Source organism: Antarctobacter heliothermus (assembly GCF_002237555.1).
GTDB lineage: Bacteria > Pseudomonadota > Alphaproteobacteria > Rhodobacterales > Rhodobacteraceae > Antarctobacter > Antarctobacter heliothermus_B.
Genome location: NZ_CP022540.1, coordinates 1,430,358 through 1,446,126 on the forward strand (window position 1 = coordinate 1,430,358; position 15,769 = coordinate 1,446,126).

12 protein-coding genes and 1 pseudogene are annotated in these 15,769 nt (G+C 58.4%); 6 read left to right on the top strand and 7 right to left on the bottom strand.

Annotation, left to right across the window (positions count from 1 at the left end):
- The first annotated feature begins 49 nt into the window (after window positions 1-49).
- The 3 genes from ANTHELSMS3_RS06735 to ANTHELSMS3_RS06745 are packed head-to-tail and all read left to right on the top strand — an operon-like array spanning window position 50 to window position 3,527.
- A complete protein-coding gene (locus tag ANTHELSMS3_RS06735; RefSeq protein WP_094034203.1) occupies window positions 50-1,093 on the top strand; it encodes an ABC transporter ATP-binding protein in 1,044 nt (347 codons plus the stop codon).
- The gene (locus ANTHELSMS3_RS06740) at window positions 1,090-2,775 is read left to right on the top strand and encodes an ABC transporter permease subunit (RefSeq protein ID WP_094034204.1); all 1,686 of its coding nucleotides are present in this window, start codon (window positions 1,090-1,092) and stop codon (window positions 2,773-2,775) included. The genes ANTHELSMS3_RS06735 and ANTHELSMS3_RS06740 overlap by 4 nt, the downstream gene beginning before the upstream one ends.
- A gap of 35 nt (window positions 2,776-2,810) precedes the next feature.
- A complete protein-coding gene (locus ANTHELSMS3_RS06745; protein WP_254694869.1) occupies window positions 2,811-3,527 on the top strand; it encodes a DeoR/GlpR family DNA-binding transcription regulator in 717 nt (238 codons plus the stop codon).
- Window positions 3,528-3,551: 24 nt separating this feature from the next.
- Here ANTHELSMS3_RS06745 and ANTHELSMS3_RS06750 read toward each other — a convergent pair whose 3' ends face one another.
- The 5 genes from ANTHELSMS3_RS06750 to ANTHELSMS3_RS06770 all read right to left on the bottom strand — a co-directional run bounded on the left by ANTHELSMS3_RS06750 (window position 3,552) and on the right by ANTHELSMS3_RS06770 (window position 8,846).
- Window positions 3,552-3,719 (bottom strand): hypothetical protein, encoded by a 168-nt coding sequence (locus ANTHELSMS3_RS06750; RefSeq protein WP_157733423.1) that lies wholly within the window; start codon window positions 3,717-3,719, stop codon window positions 3,552-3,554.
- A gap of 719 nt (window positions 3,720-4,438) precedes the next feature.
- Window positions 4,439-4,897 (bottom strand): RidA family protein, encoded by a 459-nt coding sequence (locus ANTHELSMS3_RS06755; protein WP_094034207.1) that lies wholly within the window; start codon window positions 4,895-4,897, stop codon window positions 4,439-4,441.
- On the bottom strand, window positions 4,897-6,801 hold the full coding sequence (locus ANTHELSMS3_RS06760) for a TRAP transporter permease (RefSeq protein ID WP_094034208.1): 1,905 nt from the start codon (window positions 6,799-6,801) through the stop codon (window positions 4,897-4,899). The genes ANTHELSMS3_RS06755 and ANTHELSMS3_RS06760 overlap by 1 nt, the downstream gene beginning before the upstream one ends.
- Window positions 6,802-6,804: 3 nt before the next feature.
- Window positions 6,805-7,818 (bottom strand): TAXI family TRAP transporter solute-binding subunit, encoded by a 1,014-nt coding sequence (locus ANTHELSMS3_RS06765; RefSeq protein WP_157733424.1) that lies wholly within the window; start codon window positions 7,816-7,818, stop codon window positions 6,805-6,807.
- A gap of 125 nt (window positions 7,819-7,943) precedes the next feature.
- On the bottom strand, window positions 7,944-8,846 hold the full coding sequence (locus tag ANTHELSMS3_RS06770) for a LysR family transcriptional regulator (RefSeq protein WP_094034210.1): 903 nt from the start codon (window positions 8,844-8,846) through the stop codon (window positions 7,944-7,946).
- A 102-nt stretch (window positions 8,847-8,948) separates the two neighbouring features.
- Here ANTHELSMS3_RS06770 and ANTHELSMS3_RS06775 point away from each other — a divergent pair, with 102 nt between their 5' ends.
- The 3 genes and pseudogenes from ANTHELSMS3_RS06775 (at window position 8,949) to ANTHELSMS3_RS06785 (ending at window position 11,611) form a co-directional block, all read left to right on the top strand.
- Window positions 8,949-9,935: a membrane dipeptidase gene (locus ANTHELSMS3_RS06775; protein WP_094036973.1), complete on the top strand. Its 987-nt coding sequence runs from the start codon at window positions 8,949-8,951 to the stop codon at window positions 9,933-9,935.
- A complete protein-coding gene (locus ANTHELSMS3_RS06780; protein ID WP_094034211.1) occupies window positions 9,932-10,495 on the top strand; it encodes a HutD/Ves family protein in 564 nt (187 codons plus the stop codon). The genes ANTHELSMS3_RS06775 and ANTHELSMS3_RS06780 overlap by 4 nt, the downstream gene beginning before the upstream one ends.
- Before the next feature lie 317 nt (window positions 10,496-10,812).
- A pseudogene (locus tag ANTHELSMS3_RS06785) lies at window positions 10,813-11,611 on the top strand (IS5 family transposase).
- Between the two features lie 228 nt (window positions 11,612-11,839).
- On the opposite strand, the gene ANTHELSMS3_RS06790 reads toward ANTHELSMS3_RS06785, so the two are convergent.
- Window positions 11,840-13,918, bottom strand: coding sequence for a hydantoinase/oxoprolinase family protein (locus tag ANTHELSMS3_RS06790; protein WP_094034212.1), 2,079 nt, complete (start codon window positions 13,916-13,918; stop codon window positions 11,840-11,842).
- Window positions 13,915-15,678: a hydantoinase B/oxoprolinase family protein gene (locus ANTHELSMS3_RS06795; protein WP_094034213.1), complete on the bottom strand. Its 1,764-nt coding sequence runs from the start codon at window positions 15,676-15,678 to the stop codon at window positions 13,915-13,917. The genes ANTHELSMS3_RS06790 and ANTHELSMS3_RS06795 overlap by 4 nt, the downstream gene beginning before the upstream one ends.
- Between the last annotated feature and the right edge of the window lie 91 nt (window positions 15,679-15,769).

Genomic DNA, 15,769 nt, shown 5'->3' on the forward strand with positions numbered 1-15,769 from the left:
CGCGGGCCAGAAAGGGCCCGCGCCTCAACTTAAAAAAGACATTACCCCTATGTTTCTGACTGTCCGCGAAGCGACCAAAACCTATGGCACATTCACCGCGCTAGATCGCGTGTCGATAGAGATCGAACAGGGTGATTTCGTGTGTCTGCTGGGGCCTTCGGGCTGCGGAAAGACGACGCTGTTGCGGTTGATCGCGGGGCTCACTGACCTAGACGGCGGGGAAATCCTGCTGGAGGGCGAGACTCTTACAGACCTGCCAGCGCGCAAGCGGGGCTTTGGTATCGTGTTTCAGTCCTACTCGCTTTTTCCCAACATGACGGTGGCCGAAAACGTCGGCTATGGCCTGAAAATCCGCGGTATCCCGCAACCCGAAATCGCCAGTCGCGTCACCGAACTGCTGGATTTGATCAAGCTGCCGCAGGTGGCCGACAAATTCCCGGGACAGTTGTCAGGCGGTCAGCAACAGCGGATCGCCTTGGCGCGAGCCATTGCCGTCGATCCGCGTGTGCTGTTGCTGGATGAGCCGTTGTCGGCGCTAGACGCCAAGGTGCGCGCCGACCTGCGGGCAGAGATCCGCCATGTCCAACGCTCGCTTGGTATCCCCACATTGATGGTCACACACGATCAGGAAGAGGCGCTGGCTCTGGCGGACAAGATCATCTGCATGAACCACGGGATCGTGGTGCAGGCCGGAACCCCTGAGGATTTGTATCACCGCCCCAAGACCCGGTTCGTTGCGGAGTTCATGGGGATCAGCAACATGTTAACCACCGACGCGATCCGACGCGCCTTTCCGCACCTGCTGGATACGCAGCCAGGTGACACCGGCGACGGGCTTGTTGCCTGCATTCGCCCCGAACAGATCGGTGTGGCTCCAACGCAGGATGGCACCGCAACGGTGCGCAGCATCAGCTTTCTGGGCAATCTGCGGCGGCTGGAAATCGACAGCGAGGGCGGGACGCTGGTGGTTGAAACCCACGGCGCAAACCCCTGTCGGGAAGGCGACCGCGTCACTCTGACCATCGCGCCAGAGGCCTGCACATGGCTGGCAGACGACATCGTTGCCCGCCCCATCGCAGAGACCCCAGCATGAGCGTCGCAAAAACCGCGCCCGCCGCCGCGCGCCGCCCGCAGTTTGACGCCGATCGGTTGCTTGTTCTGGTCTGTGTTGGGTTGCCCCTACTGGGGCTGACCTTGTTTTTCCTCTACCCGATGGTCATCGTGTTCCTGCGCTCTGTCACCGTCGACGACGGATATGGCTTGGGCAACTACACGCAGGTTCTGGGCTCTGTCGGGTTCTGGCGCGCGACGTGGCACTCGCTGCTCATGGGCGGGGCCACCACGGCGCTCAGCGTCTTTTTGGGCTTTATCATTGCGCATGGCCTACATCGCTGTGCCTTTCCGGGCAAATGGCTGATCCGCGGCATCATAATCCTGCCGCTGCTTGCACCCTCATTGGTGCAGGCGCTTGGCCTGATCTTTCTGCTGGGGCGCAACGGCGTGGTCAGCCGGGCGCTTGGGGTCGAGATAGAGATCTACGGCTTTCCCGGATTGTTGATTGCCAACACCCTCTATGGCTTGCCGCAGGCGGTGATGATCATCGGGGCCGCGCTGGTCCTGCTGGACGCGCGTGTCTATGAGGCGGCAGAGGTTCTGGGCGCCGCGCCGTCGCGCCAGTTTCGTGACCTGACGCTGCCTGCCGCCCGCTTTGGCATCCTGAATGCGGCCTTTGTTTGCTTTACCATCACCATTACCGATTTTGGCAACGCGGCGGTGATCGGCGGCGATTATTCCGTATTGGCGACCGAGATCTACTCGCAGGTGGTCGGACAGAGGAATTTCAACATGGGCGCTGTTGTGGGGATCATGTTGCTGTTTCCCACCGTAATCTCTTATGCAATCGAACGGCAGGCGATGAAGCGGCAGAAAACCGGGCACAACGCCGGGCAGGTTCCGTATCGGCCCAGCTTTGCGCCACTCCGCGACACGATCATGGCCGGGCTGTCATTGTTGATTTGCATGGGCATCGTCGCAGTGATCGGCATCGTGGTCTACGCCAGCTTTGTCACCCTGTGGCCCTACAACATGTCCCTGTCGACCAAGCACTACAACATCACGCTGGCCGGTGGGTATTCGTCGCTCTGGATGACCATTGTCATCTCGCTGATGGCGGCGGTGGGGGGCACGCTGGCGCTGTTTCTGCTGGGTTTGGGATTGCGCCGCTTGCCGCGTGGTGTGGCACAACCGATCCAGTTGCTGGCCGCGATGCCCGCCGCCGTGCCGGGTATGGTTTTGGGGCTTGCCTATATCCTGACGTTCAACTCAACCGCCACGCCGCTGTATCTGCTTTATGGCACCGCTGCGCTGATCGCGATCGTCAACTTTTACCATTATCACACGCAGGGCTTTCTGACGCTGATGACCGGCTTTCGACAGCTGCCCCCCGCGCTGGAAGAAGCGGCTGGCAGTCTAGGCGCTGGGCTGCGGCGAACAGCCATTGATATCGTCGCGCCGTTCATTGCCCCCATGCTGGTCGCCGTGTTCTTTTTCCTGTTCATGCGGTCGATGGTCACTTTGTCGGCAGTCGTCTTCCTGACCACGCCAAAGCTGAGCGTCGCCGCCGTGACCATCATGCGACTGGACGATGCCGGGCTGACCTCACAGGCGGCGGCCTTTTCCACATGTGTCATGGCGGTGGTCTGTCTGGCGCTCCTGAGCATGAAGGGTCTGATGCTGTTGATGGGGCAGCGGAGCGAACCAAAGGGCGCGTCCTGATGTGGGCGCAGGAGCGGCACCAACGGATTCTGTCCATGCTGGCCGCCAGCCGACAGGTCAGCGCCAATGATCTTGCAGAGATGCTAAGCGTTTCCAGAGAGACCGTGCGGCGCGATCTGCTGGATCTTGAGAAAACCGGGCAGGTGAACCGGGTCCACGGCGGCGCGGTTCTGCCAGAGCCCCGCACCGAAGAGCCGTTTCGCCAGCGTATGACCGTCCAGCTGCGCGCCAAGTCAGAAATCGCACGCAAGGCTGCCGGACTGATCCAGCCGGGCCAGACGATCCTTGTCGATGCCGGCACAACCACGGCGATTTTTGCGCGTGAACTGGCCAAACTGTCGGGCGTGTCGGTAATCACCAATTCGCTGGACGTGGCCACCACGTTGCAGGGGGCTGGCAAAGAGGTTCTTTTGCTGGGGGGGAGGATGCTGGCCGATGTACCTGCCACCGTCGGAGAGTTGACGCTGTCAGAGATCCGTCGATTCAGTGTGGATTTGTGTTTCTCCGCCCCTGTGGCGGTTCACCCGGTCAAAGGCGCGTTCTTTTACGATCTGCAAGAGGCTGAAATCGCGATTGCCATGGCATCGCAATCGTCACGCTCTATCATTTTGGCCGATCAAAGCAAGTTGGGAGAAACCAGCCGTGTTCGGTCTTGGGAACCCGGAGAGATTGGTACCCTCGTCACGAACAAGGCCGCAACGACAGAACAGATCGCGGCCTTTCGGAAGGCCGGGGTCAACGTCATGATCTGACGTCTGGTCTCAGGTTGAGAAACCTCAGGCGCGGATGCCGTGACCCTGGGGGGCCGGATTTGCCTGAAATTCGGCTTCGGCGGCCAGACGTACATTGCGCACGGCCTGAGACACCTTTTCTTGCAGGCCGCCCTCAACGGACATGCGGGTATCGTGGAGCAATTGCATGATTTCATCATACAGGCCCGTCATATCAGCCTCCATGGTTGTTTTCACAAAGTGACCGCAACCATGGCTATGACGAGTGTGTGAACCAGAGATTAACGTCCTGCGGTTGATAGGGGTTTTAGCGCCTCAGGGTGTTGCGGCTGGGCCTCAGTTTCCGGGAGGGCCGCATAAGTACACTCGTGCATCTGCTGCGCCAGAACACGCAGCGACTGGGCCGTAGCGTGAAACCCTTGGGCTTCGCATTGATCCGCTGCAAATCTGGCGCGATTGATGAGTTCTTCGGACATCTTTGCACGACCTTCCCGCATTCAATTTTCTTCAATCTGGCGCGGGTCCGTTAACGAGCCTTTAACACACGACGAATTGGGCGCGCGCGCGCAAGATCTCGCTCAGTCGATTTCTGTCAGGCGGCAATCAGCTCATGCGGCCGTACAGTTCTTGCAAAGCTCTGTCCGAGTGGAGGTCTGGTTAACTTGTTGTAAATTATATAATATTCATAAGGCGGGAGACGCGCTATTGCCCAATCGCGTTGGGCGCACACAGTTCTGTCGCCTACTAAGCAATCTAGAGGCGCGCCGTTCAGGCCATCGGTGAATCACGGGGGGCCAGACAACATCGGGCCGCCTATGTGGTGCAAGGACTGCGATTCGAAGGGACAGGGGAGGCCCGGATGAGCCCCCAGAGCATCTGAATCGGGACCAACAAAAGGGCCCGTTCCTGCGCAGACAGCGCCAAGGAGGGGTCTAGGTAACCCCCGGAACGGCGCTCATGGCGATTGTCGCCTCCAGCATGACAGGGGCATTTCGCGGCAAACGACTGACCCCAAGGACTGTTCTGGGGTGGCGACCAGATGGGCCGAGCCTTGCAATAATCGTCTCCGATGCAGCATCGGCGACGCTTGAAATGTCAAAGCCTCCTTCCGCGACCGCGACATAGACCTGCAAGCGCAGGACGCGGTCCACGGTCTCATCGGGCAGGCGTTCGGCCTCTAGCCACGCAAGGACCTGCCCGGCGGCAAGGCGCGCGCTTTCGCAGGCAGTGACCATGTCGATGTCTTCGCCGCACCGACCGGCTGCGAAGATGGTTCTTGGGTCGGTCTTGGGGATCTGGCTGGCCAGCAGCAAAACACGACCGTGACGTGCCGCCATCAGATATTGATACTCGGTCCCGATAGGTTCCGGCAGGACATTGCTCTGACTCATCACGTCACACTTTCATTTGTATGCAGAACACGACGCTGAAGGCCGTAGACGCCAATTAGCAGGAGGACGCCAGCCAATGAGGTCCAGATACCCGGATGGACCATCAGAACCGCTGTGAGGATCAATCCGCCCCGCGCCAGCCATGACAGCGACGCGCCGAACAGCCAGCCGATCACGACCGCTGACAGGGCGCCAACCGCGACAACAGACCGGCCCAATGTGTAGATGAGATCGACAGAGACTTCGGGCGTCAAAAGAACGGTATTCGACACGAACATGAACGGAACGATGTAGATCGGCAGGCCGATCAGGAAGGCGGTCCATCCGACGCGGCTGGCCTTTTCGCCAGCAATGGGCGCGGCGGCGTAGGCCGCCACCGCCAAGGGCGGTGTGATCTGGCCGAGGACGGCATAGTAAAAGACGAACATATGCGCGGCCAGCGGGTCGGCCCCTAGCTTGACCAACGCGGGGGCCACCAGCGTCGCCTGCACGATATAGGCGGCCGTTGTCGGCATCCCCATGCCAAAGATGAACGCGGCAATCATGGCGAGCACCAGCGCCATATCCAGCGATCCGCCCGCAAACCCGGTCACGACGGAACTGAACTTGAACCCCAGCCCAGAGATTTGGACAATACCGACAATGATCCCGGCAGAGGCGCAGGCAACGGCCACCACGGCAGCCCCTTCAACACCCAGCCGGATACCGGCAACCACCTGCCGCCAACCGACAAAGGTGGATGGGCGCAGGTAGGGCACGACCAAGGCAGCAATCACCCCAAAAAAGGCGCTGTAGCCCGGCGAATACCCTTGCAGCATCAGCGTCACCAGCAGGACCACTGGCAAGAGAAAGGTCCATCCACTGGCCAGTACCCGGCGCGTTGATCCCGCCTCGGCCTTGTCCAGCGGCTTGAGACCCAATTTCAGCGAGGCAAGGTGAACGGCCAACAGAAGGGCCACATAGAACAGTGCTGCTGGTAGAAACGCGGCAGCGACCACCTCTAGATACGGAATGCCCAGAATTGCGGCCATCAAAAAGGCGGCAGCGCCCATGATCGGCGGCGTGATCTGCCCGCCTGTCGAGGCAATCGCCTCAACCGCGCCAGCGAAACGGCGCGGGTAGCCCAGTTTCAGCATCATCGGGATGGTCAGCGATCCGGTTGTGGCCACGTTGGCCACCGAACTGCCCGACATCATGCCCATCAGACCGCTGGCCACCACGGCAATTTTCGCAGGTCCGCCACGGGTTTGCCCGGTCATCGCACGCGTGATGGTGATAAAGAAATCGCCGCCGCCGGCAACCTGGAGAACAGCACCGAACATAACAAAGAGAAAAATGTACTCCGCCGACACGCCAAGCGCGGTGCCAAAGACGCCCTCAAAGCTGAAATACATCTGGTCGACAAACTCGCTCAACCCGACGCCGCCATGGGCAAGGGGGCGCAGCCAACTGACAAACCGCAACTCAGGACCGACAAAGGCGTAGGCAATGAAGATCAGGCAAAGCCAGACAATCGCCATGCCCAATGCCCGACGCGTTGCCTCTAGAATCACGACCAAAGCGCCTAACGCGATGAACAGCTCAACCCCGGTGGCCTCTTGGGTCCATGGTGGGCGCACCACGATAGAGGGTTCGAATAGGACTGCGTAGCCGAGCGTGACGACTGCCAGCGCGCCCAGTATCAGATCAATGGCGGCCCCCGCCCGGTTACGGGCGGCAGGCATCAGCAGCAAGATTACCACCACCGCCAGCAGGGCGTGAACCGCTCTGAGGACCAGATTTGGTGCCAGCCAAAATGGCGAGGCCGCGGCAAGATGAAAGGCGGCCATAGTCAAAGCCAGCACGGTGATTGCCCCGTTCCGGCGCACGGACCCCTTGTCTTGCCCTGCCGCGGTCTCTGTCATGGTTTATGCCCCGAGTTTGGAGTCAGAGACGGGGATGCCCATCTCTTCGTAAAAGGTTACGGCGCCGGGATGCAGCGGAATGATCATGCCGCGTCCAACAGTTTCCTCCGAGATGTTCCCCAACAGCGAATGCACCGCCTTGAAGTCATCCAGGTTTTCCCACAGCTGCTTGACGACCGCATAGGCAAAATCGTCTGGCATCTCAGCCGCAGCAAACAGGATCGTATTGGTGCCAACAGTGTTGGCAGGGATGTCCTGACCGCCGAACAGTCCGGCGGGGAGCGAGACCTTTTCAAAGCCTGCGCCGCTGTCTTCCATGAACTTGTCCAGAACGGCGTCGTCAAAGGACAGGGCGCGCATCGGACGCACGGTTTCGTTCTGCATCACCGTCGGGTGCGGCCACAGCGACAGCCACATCACTGCATCCAGCTGACCGTTGCGCAGCGCCTCGTGCGACTCGCTCCAGCTCAGGGGGTGCAATTTGCCTCCGTCCGCCTCGATGTCGTCGGTTGTCATGCCAGCGGCGGCCAGCAGGTTCTCAAACGCCAGCCAAGAGGTCTGGCCGGGCTGGCCCGCGCTGACCTGTTTGCCACGCAGATCGTCAAGCGTGCGAATGTCACTATCGCCGTCGACCCAGATTTGAATGGCGCTTTGCATGATGTTCATCAGGCCGCGCGCGTTCTGTACGGGAGAGTCCGGTGTGGCCGGATCGCGGCCTTCCCAGGCGTCCAGCGCATTGTTGGCAGAGGTGATGCCCAAATCCGCCTTGCCGTCGCGGACCCGCAACAGGTTGGGGCCAGAGCCGCCGGGCTGAACGTCGATGATCGTTGACGGAAAGACACGCGACAGGATATCGGCCATGCCGGTGCCAACGATGCCAAAGACACCGCCCGAGGGGCCGCCGCCGATGGTCAGAAAGTCGGGTGCCTGTGCAAGGGCCAAACGCGGCATGGCGGCAAGGGGCAGCGCGGCAACTGCCGTGGCAAGCAATCTGCGGCGGGTGATTGAGTCGGTCATTCGGGTCTCCATCATCAATAGCACGGGATCGTCCGTGCGGCCGTTGGTAACTGCCCCATAGGAGACGCGCGCGCGATGCTTCAATCAATTAAGAACTTGTGTCTTCAACTTCAGGAAAACTGAAGTCATATGCCTGCAATCGTGCCAGCCTCTCGTGCGCGCGCGATTCCATCCACCACAGCGGCTTCAAAGGCGCTGGCAACGGGGGACATTTCCGATTTCACCCGTGTCAGAATTTCGACGTGCCGCCGTGCGGATGAATCCGCAAGAGGCACAAAGAGCAAACCAGGGCCCAACCCTTCCAGGGCGAGCCGTGGCAAGACCGTGACACCCACCCCGGCGCGGACCATCCCCAAAACAGAGGCGGTGTTGCGAATCCGCAGGTTCGCGGCCTCATCAATGGCGCGAAAAGCATCATTTTCTATGACGTCGCCCGATGCGTTTGAGATGACCGGATGCGCCAGAAGATCCGCCCAAGCCAGTGGTTTTGTCACTTTTGCCAGCGGATGATCCACAGAACAGATCACGCCGAAAGGTTCTGAAAACAACGAAACACGCCGCAGCGCGCCACTGGGTCTTTTGCAAGACCCAATGCCGATGTCGATGCGCCCCATCTCTAGTTCACGTTGTACCGTCGGGGAATCCATGTCCCGAACCTGAATAACCACATTCGGTCGCACGCTGAGAAACTTTTGCACCACATCTGGCAGGATGGCTGTTGTTACAGACGGGACGGCACCAATGCGGACACTGCCGCTGCGGGCCTGCGTCAGTTTCATGATGCTGTCGATGCAGTGGTCGTAATGCACAGTGCCTGCTCGCGCCTCCGCCAGCACCAGTTGACCCAAGGTTGTCAGACGGTTTTTGCGGTCACTCTCGAAGAGGGGCGCGCCCAGATGATCCGTCAACTGTTTGAGCGACATCGACACGGCAGAGGGTGTGCGCCCCAGTCGGCTGGCGGCGTCGTTCAGATTGCCCAGTTCCGCCACGGCCACATAGCAGCGGAGCATCTCGATCTTGATTGCCATAGCGTTTCAGTTTTCCTCAAGTCCGGTTCAGAGGTTTGAGTGTGACTGAAGTTTTCTTCCCGCGCCATAGTGCGGGTGACCCGCAACAACAGAGTGACCGTCATGCCCCAATCCTATCGGATCGACTGCCTGCAATATGCCAACTGGTCGGAAAAGCTGTTCTCTCAGATGCGCGAAGGTGGGTTGGATGCTGTCCATGTGACCATTGCCTACCACGAAGACTTTCGTGCCACGGCGGCGAATGTTGCCGACTGGAACCTGCGGTTTCAGCGCCACAGCGATCTGATCTTTAAGGGGCGCACCGGTGACGATGTGCGACGCGCCCGCGAAACGGGACGAACCGCCATTTTTCTCGGCCTGCAAACGCCCGCCCCGATCGAGGCGGATATTGGCCTGATCGAGGTTCTGCACGAAATGGGCGTGCGGTTTATGCAACTGACCTACAACAACCAATCGCTGCTGGCGACGGGATGTTATGAGGCAGAGGATTCCGGAATTACGCGCATGGGGCGTCAGACCATAGCCGAGATGAACCGCATCGGTCTGGTCGTGGATATGTCCCATTCTGCCGACCGCTCGACCCTTGAGGCGATTGAAATTTCGCAACGGCCCATCGCGATCACGCACGCCAATCTGTCATCGTGGCACCCCGCGCGGCGCAACAAATCGGATGAGGTTCTGCGGGCGCTCGCGCAATCCGGCGGGATGCTCGGCTTTTCGCTGTACCCGCATCACCTGAAGGACGGCAGCAATTGCACGCTGGATTCGTTTTGTGAAATGGCTGCTCGGGCCGCGGATTTGATGGGGCCAGAGCTGATCGGCATTGGCAGTGATTTGTGTCAGGATCAGCCTGACAGTGTTGTCGAATGGATGCGTGTCGGGCGCTGGACCCGTGAAATGGACTATGGCGAAGGGTCTGCCAGCGCCGCAGGATTTCCGCCGCAGCCAAAGTGGTTTCAAGACAGCCGCGACTTTGCCGGGATAGAGGCGGGGCTTCGTCGCGCGGGTTTCTCTGACACGGAGGCCGCAGGAGTCATGGGCGACAACTGGCTGCGCTTTTTCGATGAGAACTTTGGCCCGGCGACATGAGCACGCCGATCCGGGTCGTTCGCACCGACGATTGGACAGAGATGCCTTGGCTCAACGGCGGCGGCACCACGTCGGAAATTGCAGCGCACAAAGAGGGCGACGCTTGGCTCTGGCGTTTGAGCACGGCCATCGTCGCCCAAGATGGCCCTTATTCTCAGTTCCCCGGCCTGACGAGGATCAGCACCGTGATCGCAGGCGCGGGGACCGATGTTGCGGACAAGTCCGGGGGCGACTGGCAGCGGATCACGCCATTTGCCCCGATCCGTCTGGAGGGCCACAGACAGGTTCAGGGACGCCTCGTGGACGGTCCGATCCGGTTCTTGAACCTGTTTTTCGATCCTACGCGGCTCTTTGCCAGCGTGGCCGTGACCCAACTGGACGGTGACCGTATGACAGATCCGCATGAAACCATGGTTTTTTGCGTAGAAGGTCAGTGTGACATCGGAACGTCCCCCGGCGTCGGGGTCAAGGCGATGGATCTGGCGTGTTGCGTCCCGGCCAGTCAGCGTTTGTCTGGGCGGGCATCCCTAGTATTGATCAGCCTAAACTGGATACGATAAGCTTCTGGCATAGAAGCACCGGCAATTAGGTGGCCCGGAGATCTCGTGCGACAGCGCGTGGAAGGTGCAGAAAGTGGCGGGCGAAGCTACGAAAACTGGTGCTCCGCCCCCACGTTGTCTCGATACTCGTCCGACTGGCAAAGACAGCGGGTTGGCCGATGTACGAGGGATTTCTGGGGGGCAGTCTCACCTATGAAGCAAGACCCAAACTGTCAGGAGATACTGCGCGATAAATGACGCCCAAGAGAGGTTAGGTTCAGGACCCACTGATTTCAGATCTGTTGCGCGATTCACGGCTCCGAAACCGGAGCGGTGACATGTCTGGTCTTTTCTGGCTAAGCGAAGCGCAGTTGGCGCGCCTTGAGCCCTGTTTCCCGAAGTCCCACGGCAAGCCACGCGTTGATGACCTGTGCCAGTTGAGTGGTATTATTTTCGTAAACCGCAATGGCTTAGGTTGGCGAGATGCACCGAGAGAGTATGGCCCGCACAAGACATTGTATATCCGATGGTTGCGTTGGAGCGACAAAGGCATCTTCGCCCAGAGGATGGTGGGACTGGCGGCTGAGCACTGCGAAAAGACGACGGTCATGATCGACGCAACTTACCTGAAGGCACATCGCACCGCGTCCCGTCTGGGCGCGAAAAAAGGGCGCGTGGCCGTCTGATCGGGCGCACCAAGGGCGGGATGAACACGAAGTTTCACGCCATTTGCGGCAGTCTGGGACGTCCAATCAACTTTTTCGTCTTCGCAGGGCAGGGCAGCGATTACATCGGGGCGCGGGCTCTTTTGAGCACGTTGCCACAGGTCAAATGGTTGCTTGGGGACCGGGGCTACGACTCTGACTGGTTCCGGGCAGCCTTGCAAGACAAAGGCACACGCGCCTGCATCCCCGGTAGACGGCTACGGAAAACGCCAGTCAAATACGACAAGCGTCGATACAAACGACGCAACCGCCTCTTTCGTGACATTGCTACGCAATGCACTGCTGGGCGGTGATCGAAATCATGTTTGGGCGGCTCAAGGATTGGCGGCGCGGCGCAACTAGATACGACAGATGCCCCAAAGCCTTCTTCTCTGCATTCACTCTCGCTGCAACCGTCATCTATTGGCTATAAGTCCTGAGCCTTGGAAACGCCCACAGCGGCTCTCGACCGGCTCCTCAAACAGGGGAAGATTGAGGATGTTGCGACGACCGTTTGAATCCGCCTTGAGCGCCTCGTAGTAGCTGGACCAGTTCGTCGTGCGGTAGCGGGCGGGGGACGGCTTGTGAATGCAGCGCGTCTAACCGCAGGAATTCGCGACGTGCATTTTCCACGGTCAGAGTTCTGCAACAACGGCCACGATCAATGTGACTGATCCGTCAAGACCCACATATGTTTATCCGTCAATTCGATCTGCCACCCCGGGGGAACAAGGATCGCCGTTGTTTCTTCTTCTATGACCGCCGGGCCTTTGACGATCTGTCCGTGTTTGGCAGCCTTGCCCGCAAAAATTGGCGTTTGTGTCGTTATTTCGGCAGAAAACCAGCAAGCACGGGGTGGCAGTTCCCAAACGGCCTCTCGGTCTTCGGCGCTTTGTTTGTCGGGTGTGAAAACTTTGGTCACGGTGTTCTCTCGTTTTCCGAAGGCGACTAAATTGAGCCCCATGACCTCAAGATCCGATTGAGGGTCAGAAAATGTATAGGCTGCCTCATGAAGTTCATGAAAGCTTTCGGTGATGGCGCCTATCCAATCTTCTTTGTTAAGCGCTGTCTGTACGTTTAGACGCAATTCTCCGATTTCGCCAACATAACGCAATTCCATATCCATCTCGATTTCAACTCGATCAGGATCGAACCCTTCTCGTGCCAGATCACGAAACGCTTCGGCGCGCATTTGTTCAAATGCCGTGCGCAGATCACCGATGTTGCAATCCTTCAATAGTGCCGAAAGGCTGCTGGAATAGTCGTGCCGTACATCCGTAATCGCTGCCCCGAAAGAACAGAGGACCGACGACACCCGAGGCACCAGCACTTCCTTGACTCCGATACTCTGTGCAATGGCCGCAGCGTGTGCCGGACTGCATCCGCCACCGCAAACAATCGTGAAATCACGAATATCATGACCCTTTTCGCTGGAAATCGATCGGACGGCATTGGCCATATTTTCATTGATTATCGAGAAAACGGAATGTGCGGCGGCCTGTGCGGAAACACCGAGCGGGTCACCAATTTCCTTCTTCAGCACATCTATTGACTTGCTGTAGTTGAGTTTGATCGAGCCTCCCAGCACAGCATCGGGTGAAAAGTATCCAAGCGCCAGGTTTGCATCCGTGACTGTCGGAGCAATACCGCCTCTATTATAGCATGCTGGCCCCGGATAGCTTTCGGCACTTTGCGGGCCGACGTTCAGGATCCCGGCATCGTCTATATGCGCGATAGAGCCGCCACCTGCCCCTATGGTCAGCACGTTTACCATCGGCAAACCCACGCGGTAGCGATGTACATCAACATTGCGCCGGGTTTCGATCTTGCCGTCGTTCACAAGGCTGACATCGAGACTAGTGCCCCCCATGTCCAAAGAAATCACATTCCTGTTTCCGACTTGTTCTGAAAAGAACAAGGCCGCACTGGGACCGGCGGCAGGGCCAGAATCCAAAGCGAGAACAGGCCGCTTTTTCAGCAAGTCACTTGAGGTCGTGCCGCCGTTGCACTGAATGTATCGCAATGCTCGGTCAAAACCGACTTGGGCGATGTTGGCTTCAAGCGTATCAAGGTAATTCGTGAGCAACGGGGCAAGTGCCGCGCAAAGCGCAGCCGTTGAAAAGCGAGGATATTCGCGGATTTGTGACAGAACTTCGGACGACATGAACACCGGTACGCCCGGCATTTCCTGCTCTATTATGTCACGCACCCTGATTTCATGTACAGGATTCTTGATCGACCAGATCAATCCGATGACAACCGCCTCGACTCCCTCCCTCTTGAAGATGTCCGCCGCCGCCCTGACATCATCCTCGCACAGCGGAGTCAGAACGCTACCATCATTGAGCACTCTTTCACTAACGCCCAACCTCAGCTGGCGCGGCACCAACGGTTTTGGCGGCGCGTAGCTATAATCGTAGAGCTTTTCCTTTAGCCCTTCGCGAAGTTCCAGAATGTCGCGGAATCCGGCCGTCGCAATCATGCCCGTCTTTGCCAGCTTGTGCTGGATGACTGCATTCGTTGCGATGGTGGTGCCATGCACGATTAAGTCGATCGACTGCATTAAAATTTCAGGGTCGATACCACTTTGTTTTGACAGTTTCGACAAGCCGTCGAGGATGACACCCGCAATGTTCTTTGGGTTTGAAGGGACTTTTGTGATGGCCAACTCACCGAGATCGCTCAACAGAACAAAATCGGTGAAGGTGCCGCCGATATCAACGCCAATGCGATATTTCATTTTCTACGAAGCTCTCTGGTGGCCTGGATGTCGGGTTCGAACGTATTGGGGTCGATCACACAGCCGTAATCGAGGCGTGCACCGCCAACAGAGACATAGCCATTGCGCACATCCTCCACGACTTTGTCGAGTGGCCTTCCGAACGGATCGCCAACGCCGCCCCCGCCTGGCGGGCGCATCTCAAAAGACCCGTTTTTTTGCGCGTGCAGCCTGCTGGCTCCGTTCGCCGCGCGACGTGTGCCGTCGGCATCGATGGCAAAGCGTTGCCCGATTTTCGGCGCCATCAGCGTGGATTTTGCCCCCGCAACCGATACAGGTGGCAAATGTTCGATCGTACCGTGAAAACGGCTGGTTTGTTCGTGGTCGATCGCTTCCCAAGAACAATCCATCCCCAAGCCTCCACGCCAATGGCCTGCCCCGGCGCTGTCGGTGCGGTACTCCATGCTGTGAAATCTGATCGGCAGTTCGTGTTCGACGAGTTCTATGGATTCACGCTGGACCGCACCGCCTGTGCCTTCTGATCCGACAGCAGACCAGCCATCCCCACCCCAGGTTGCGCCTGAACCACCTGCTGCCGCATTGGGATGATAATGCGCATAGAACGTATCGGTATCCGGATCGACGCCGGACAGGGTCGTAGGAGAGGCCGCGCACCATCCCGCAGTCTTGTTCTCGTCCGCGATCACCTCTGTAAAGGCCATGCGCACGCTGTCGATGATCTCGTTAAAGGGCTGTGACGTGCACCCCAGTACGGCCGCAGGCGGCACTTGGGCATTCACGATTGTTCCCAGTGGACCATAGTCGATTTCGATCGTGCGAAAGATCCCGTCATTGAACGGGGGCTTCAGTCGAAGGGAAATTGCTGCAGAATGATAGACTGCGGCCTGCGTTGCACCAAAGGGTGAGTTTCGCACATCCCGCAACTGCGGCGGGGCGCTCAGTGAGATTTTCAACTGGTCGCCGAAGACTTTCAGTTCTGTTTTGATCTCGTAATTGTGGTCCCCCTCGCGGGCGGACATGAATGCGCTGCCATGATAGACACCGTCTTGCAGCTGCATGATCGCTTTCCGGGCCTTTTGTTCATTGCGGTCATAAAGCTCTTCGACGCAGTTTTTGAAGGTCTCAAGGCCATATCTTGAGAGCAAGGCCCTCATGCGTTTTTCGGCAACCGTGCAGGCGGCCATCATCGACAGCATGTCGCTGCGCTGCTGCTTCTGAAAACGGAAATTGTCGAATAGCAGGTCGAGGATGTCTTGCCGGTTCTGCCCTTTTTCAATGATCTTTATTGGCGCCAGTCTTAGACCCTCGCCGTATACATCAGTCTGGGCTCTGCGCAGGTCAGCCATCGCGACACCGCCTATATCCAGCCAATGCGCGCGGATAACGGTCCAGCAAAACAATTCGTCGCCTTCGAAAATGGGTCGCAAAAGTGCGACATCATTCAGGTGGGTCCCTCCGCAAACCGGATCATTGCAAAGGAAAACATCCTCTGCATAGACGCGGCCCTCGAATGCCTTCGCAACAGCGCGACACACAAGTGGGATACTTCCGACCTGTACGGGTAGCTCCGCATCACCCTGAACCAGTTGCCGGCCATCCCAGTCGCAAAGCGAACAAGAGAAGTCCTTTGCGAGTTTGAAGACGGCGCTTCTGGCTGTCCTGATGACGACGCTGCTCATCTCGTCGACCACCGAAGACAAGGCGCCCGAAATAGTGGACAAAGTTGTAATGTCAGTGGCGTTTGGCGTTTTCTCTAGCATGAAAGGTCCATTTTCCGGCAGCGTAAGAACGTCGTGTCTTGCAACAATCACACTGCAGGTGGAATAAATTCAAATTGAAAGAAGTGCCGTT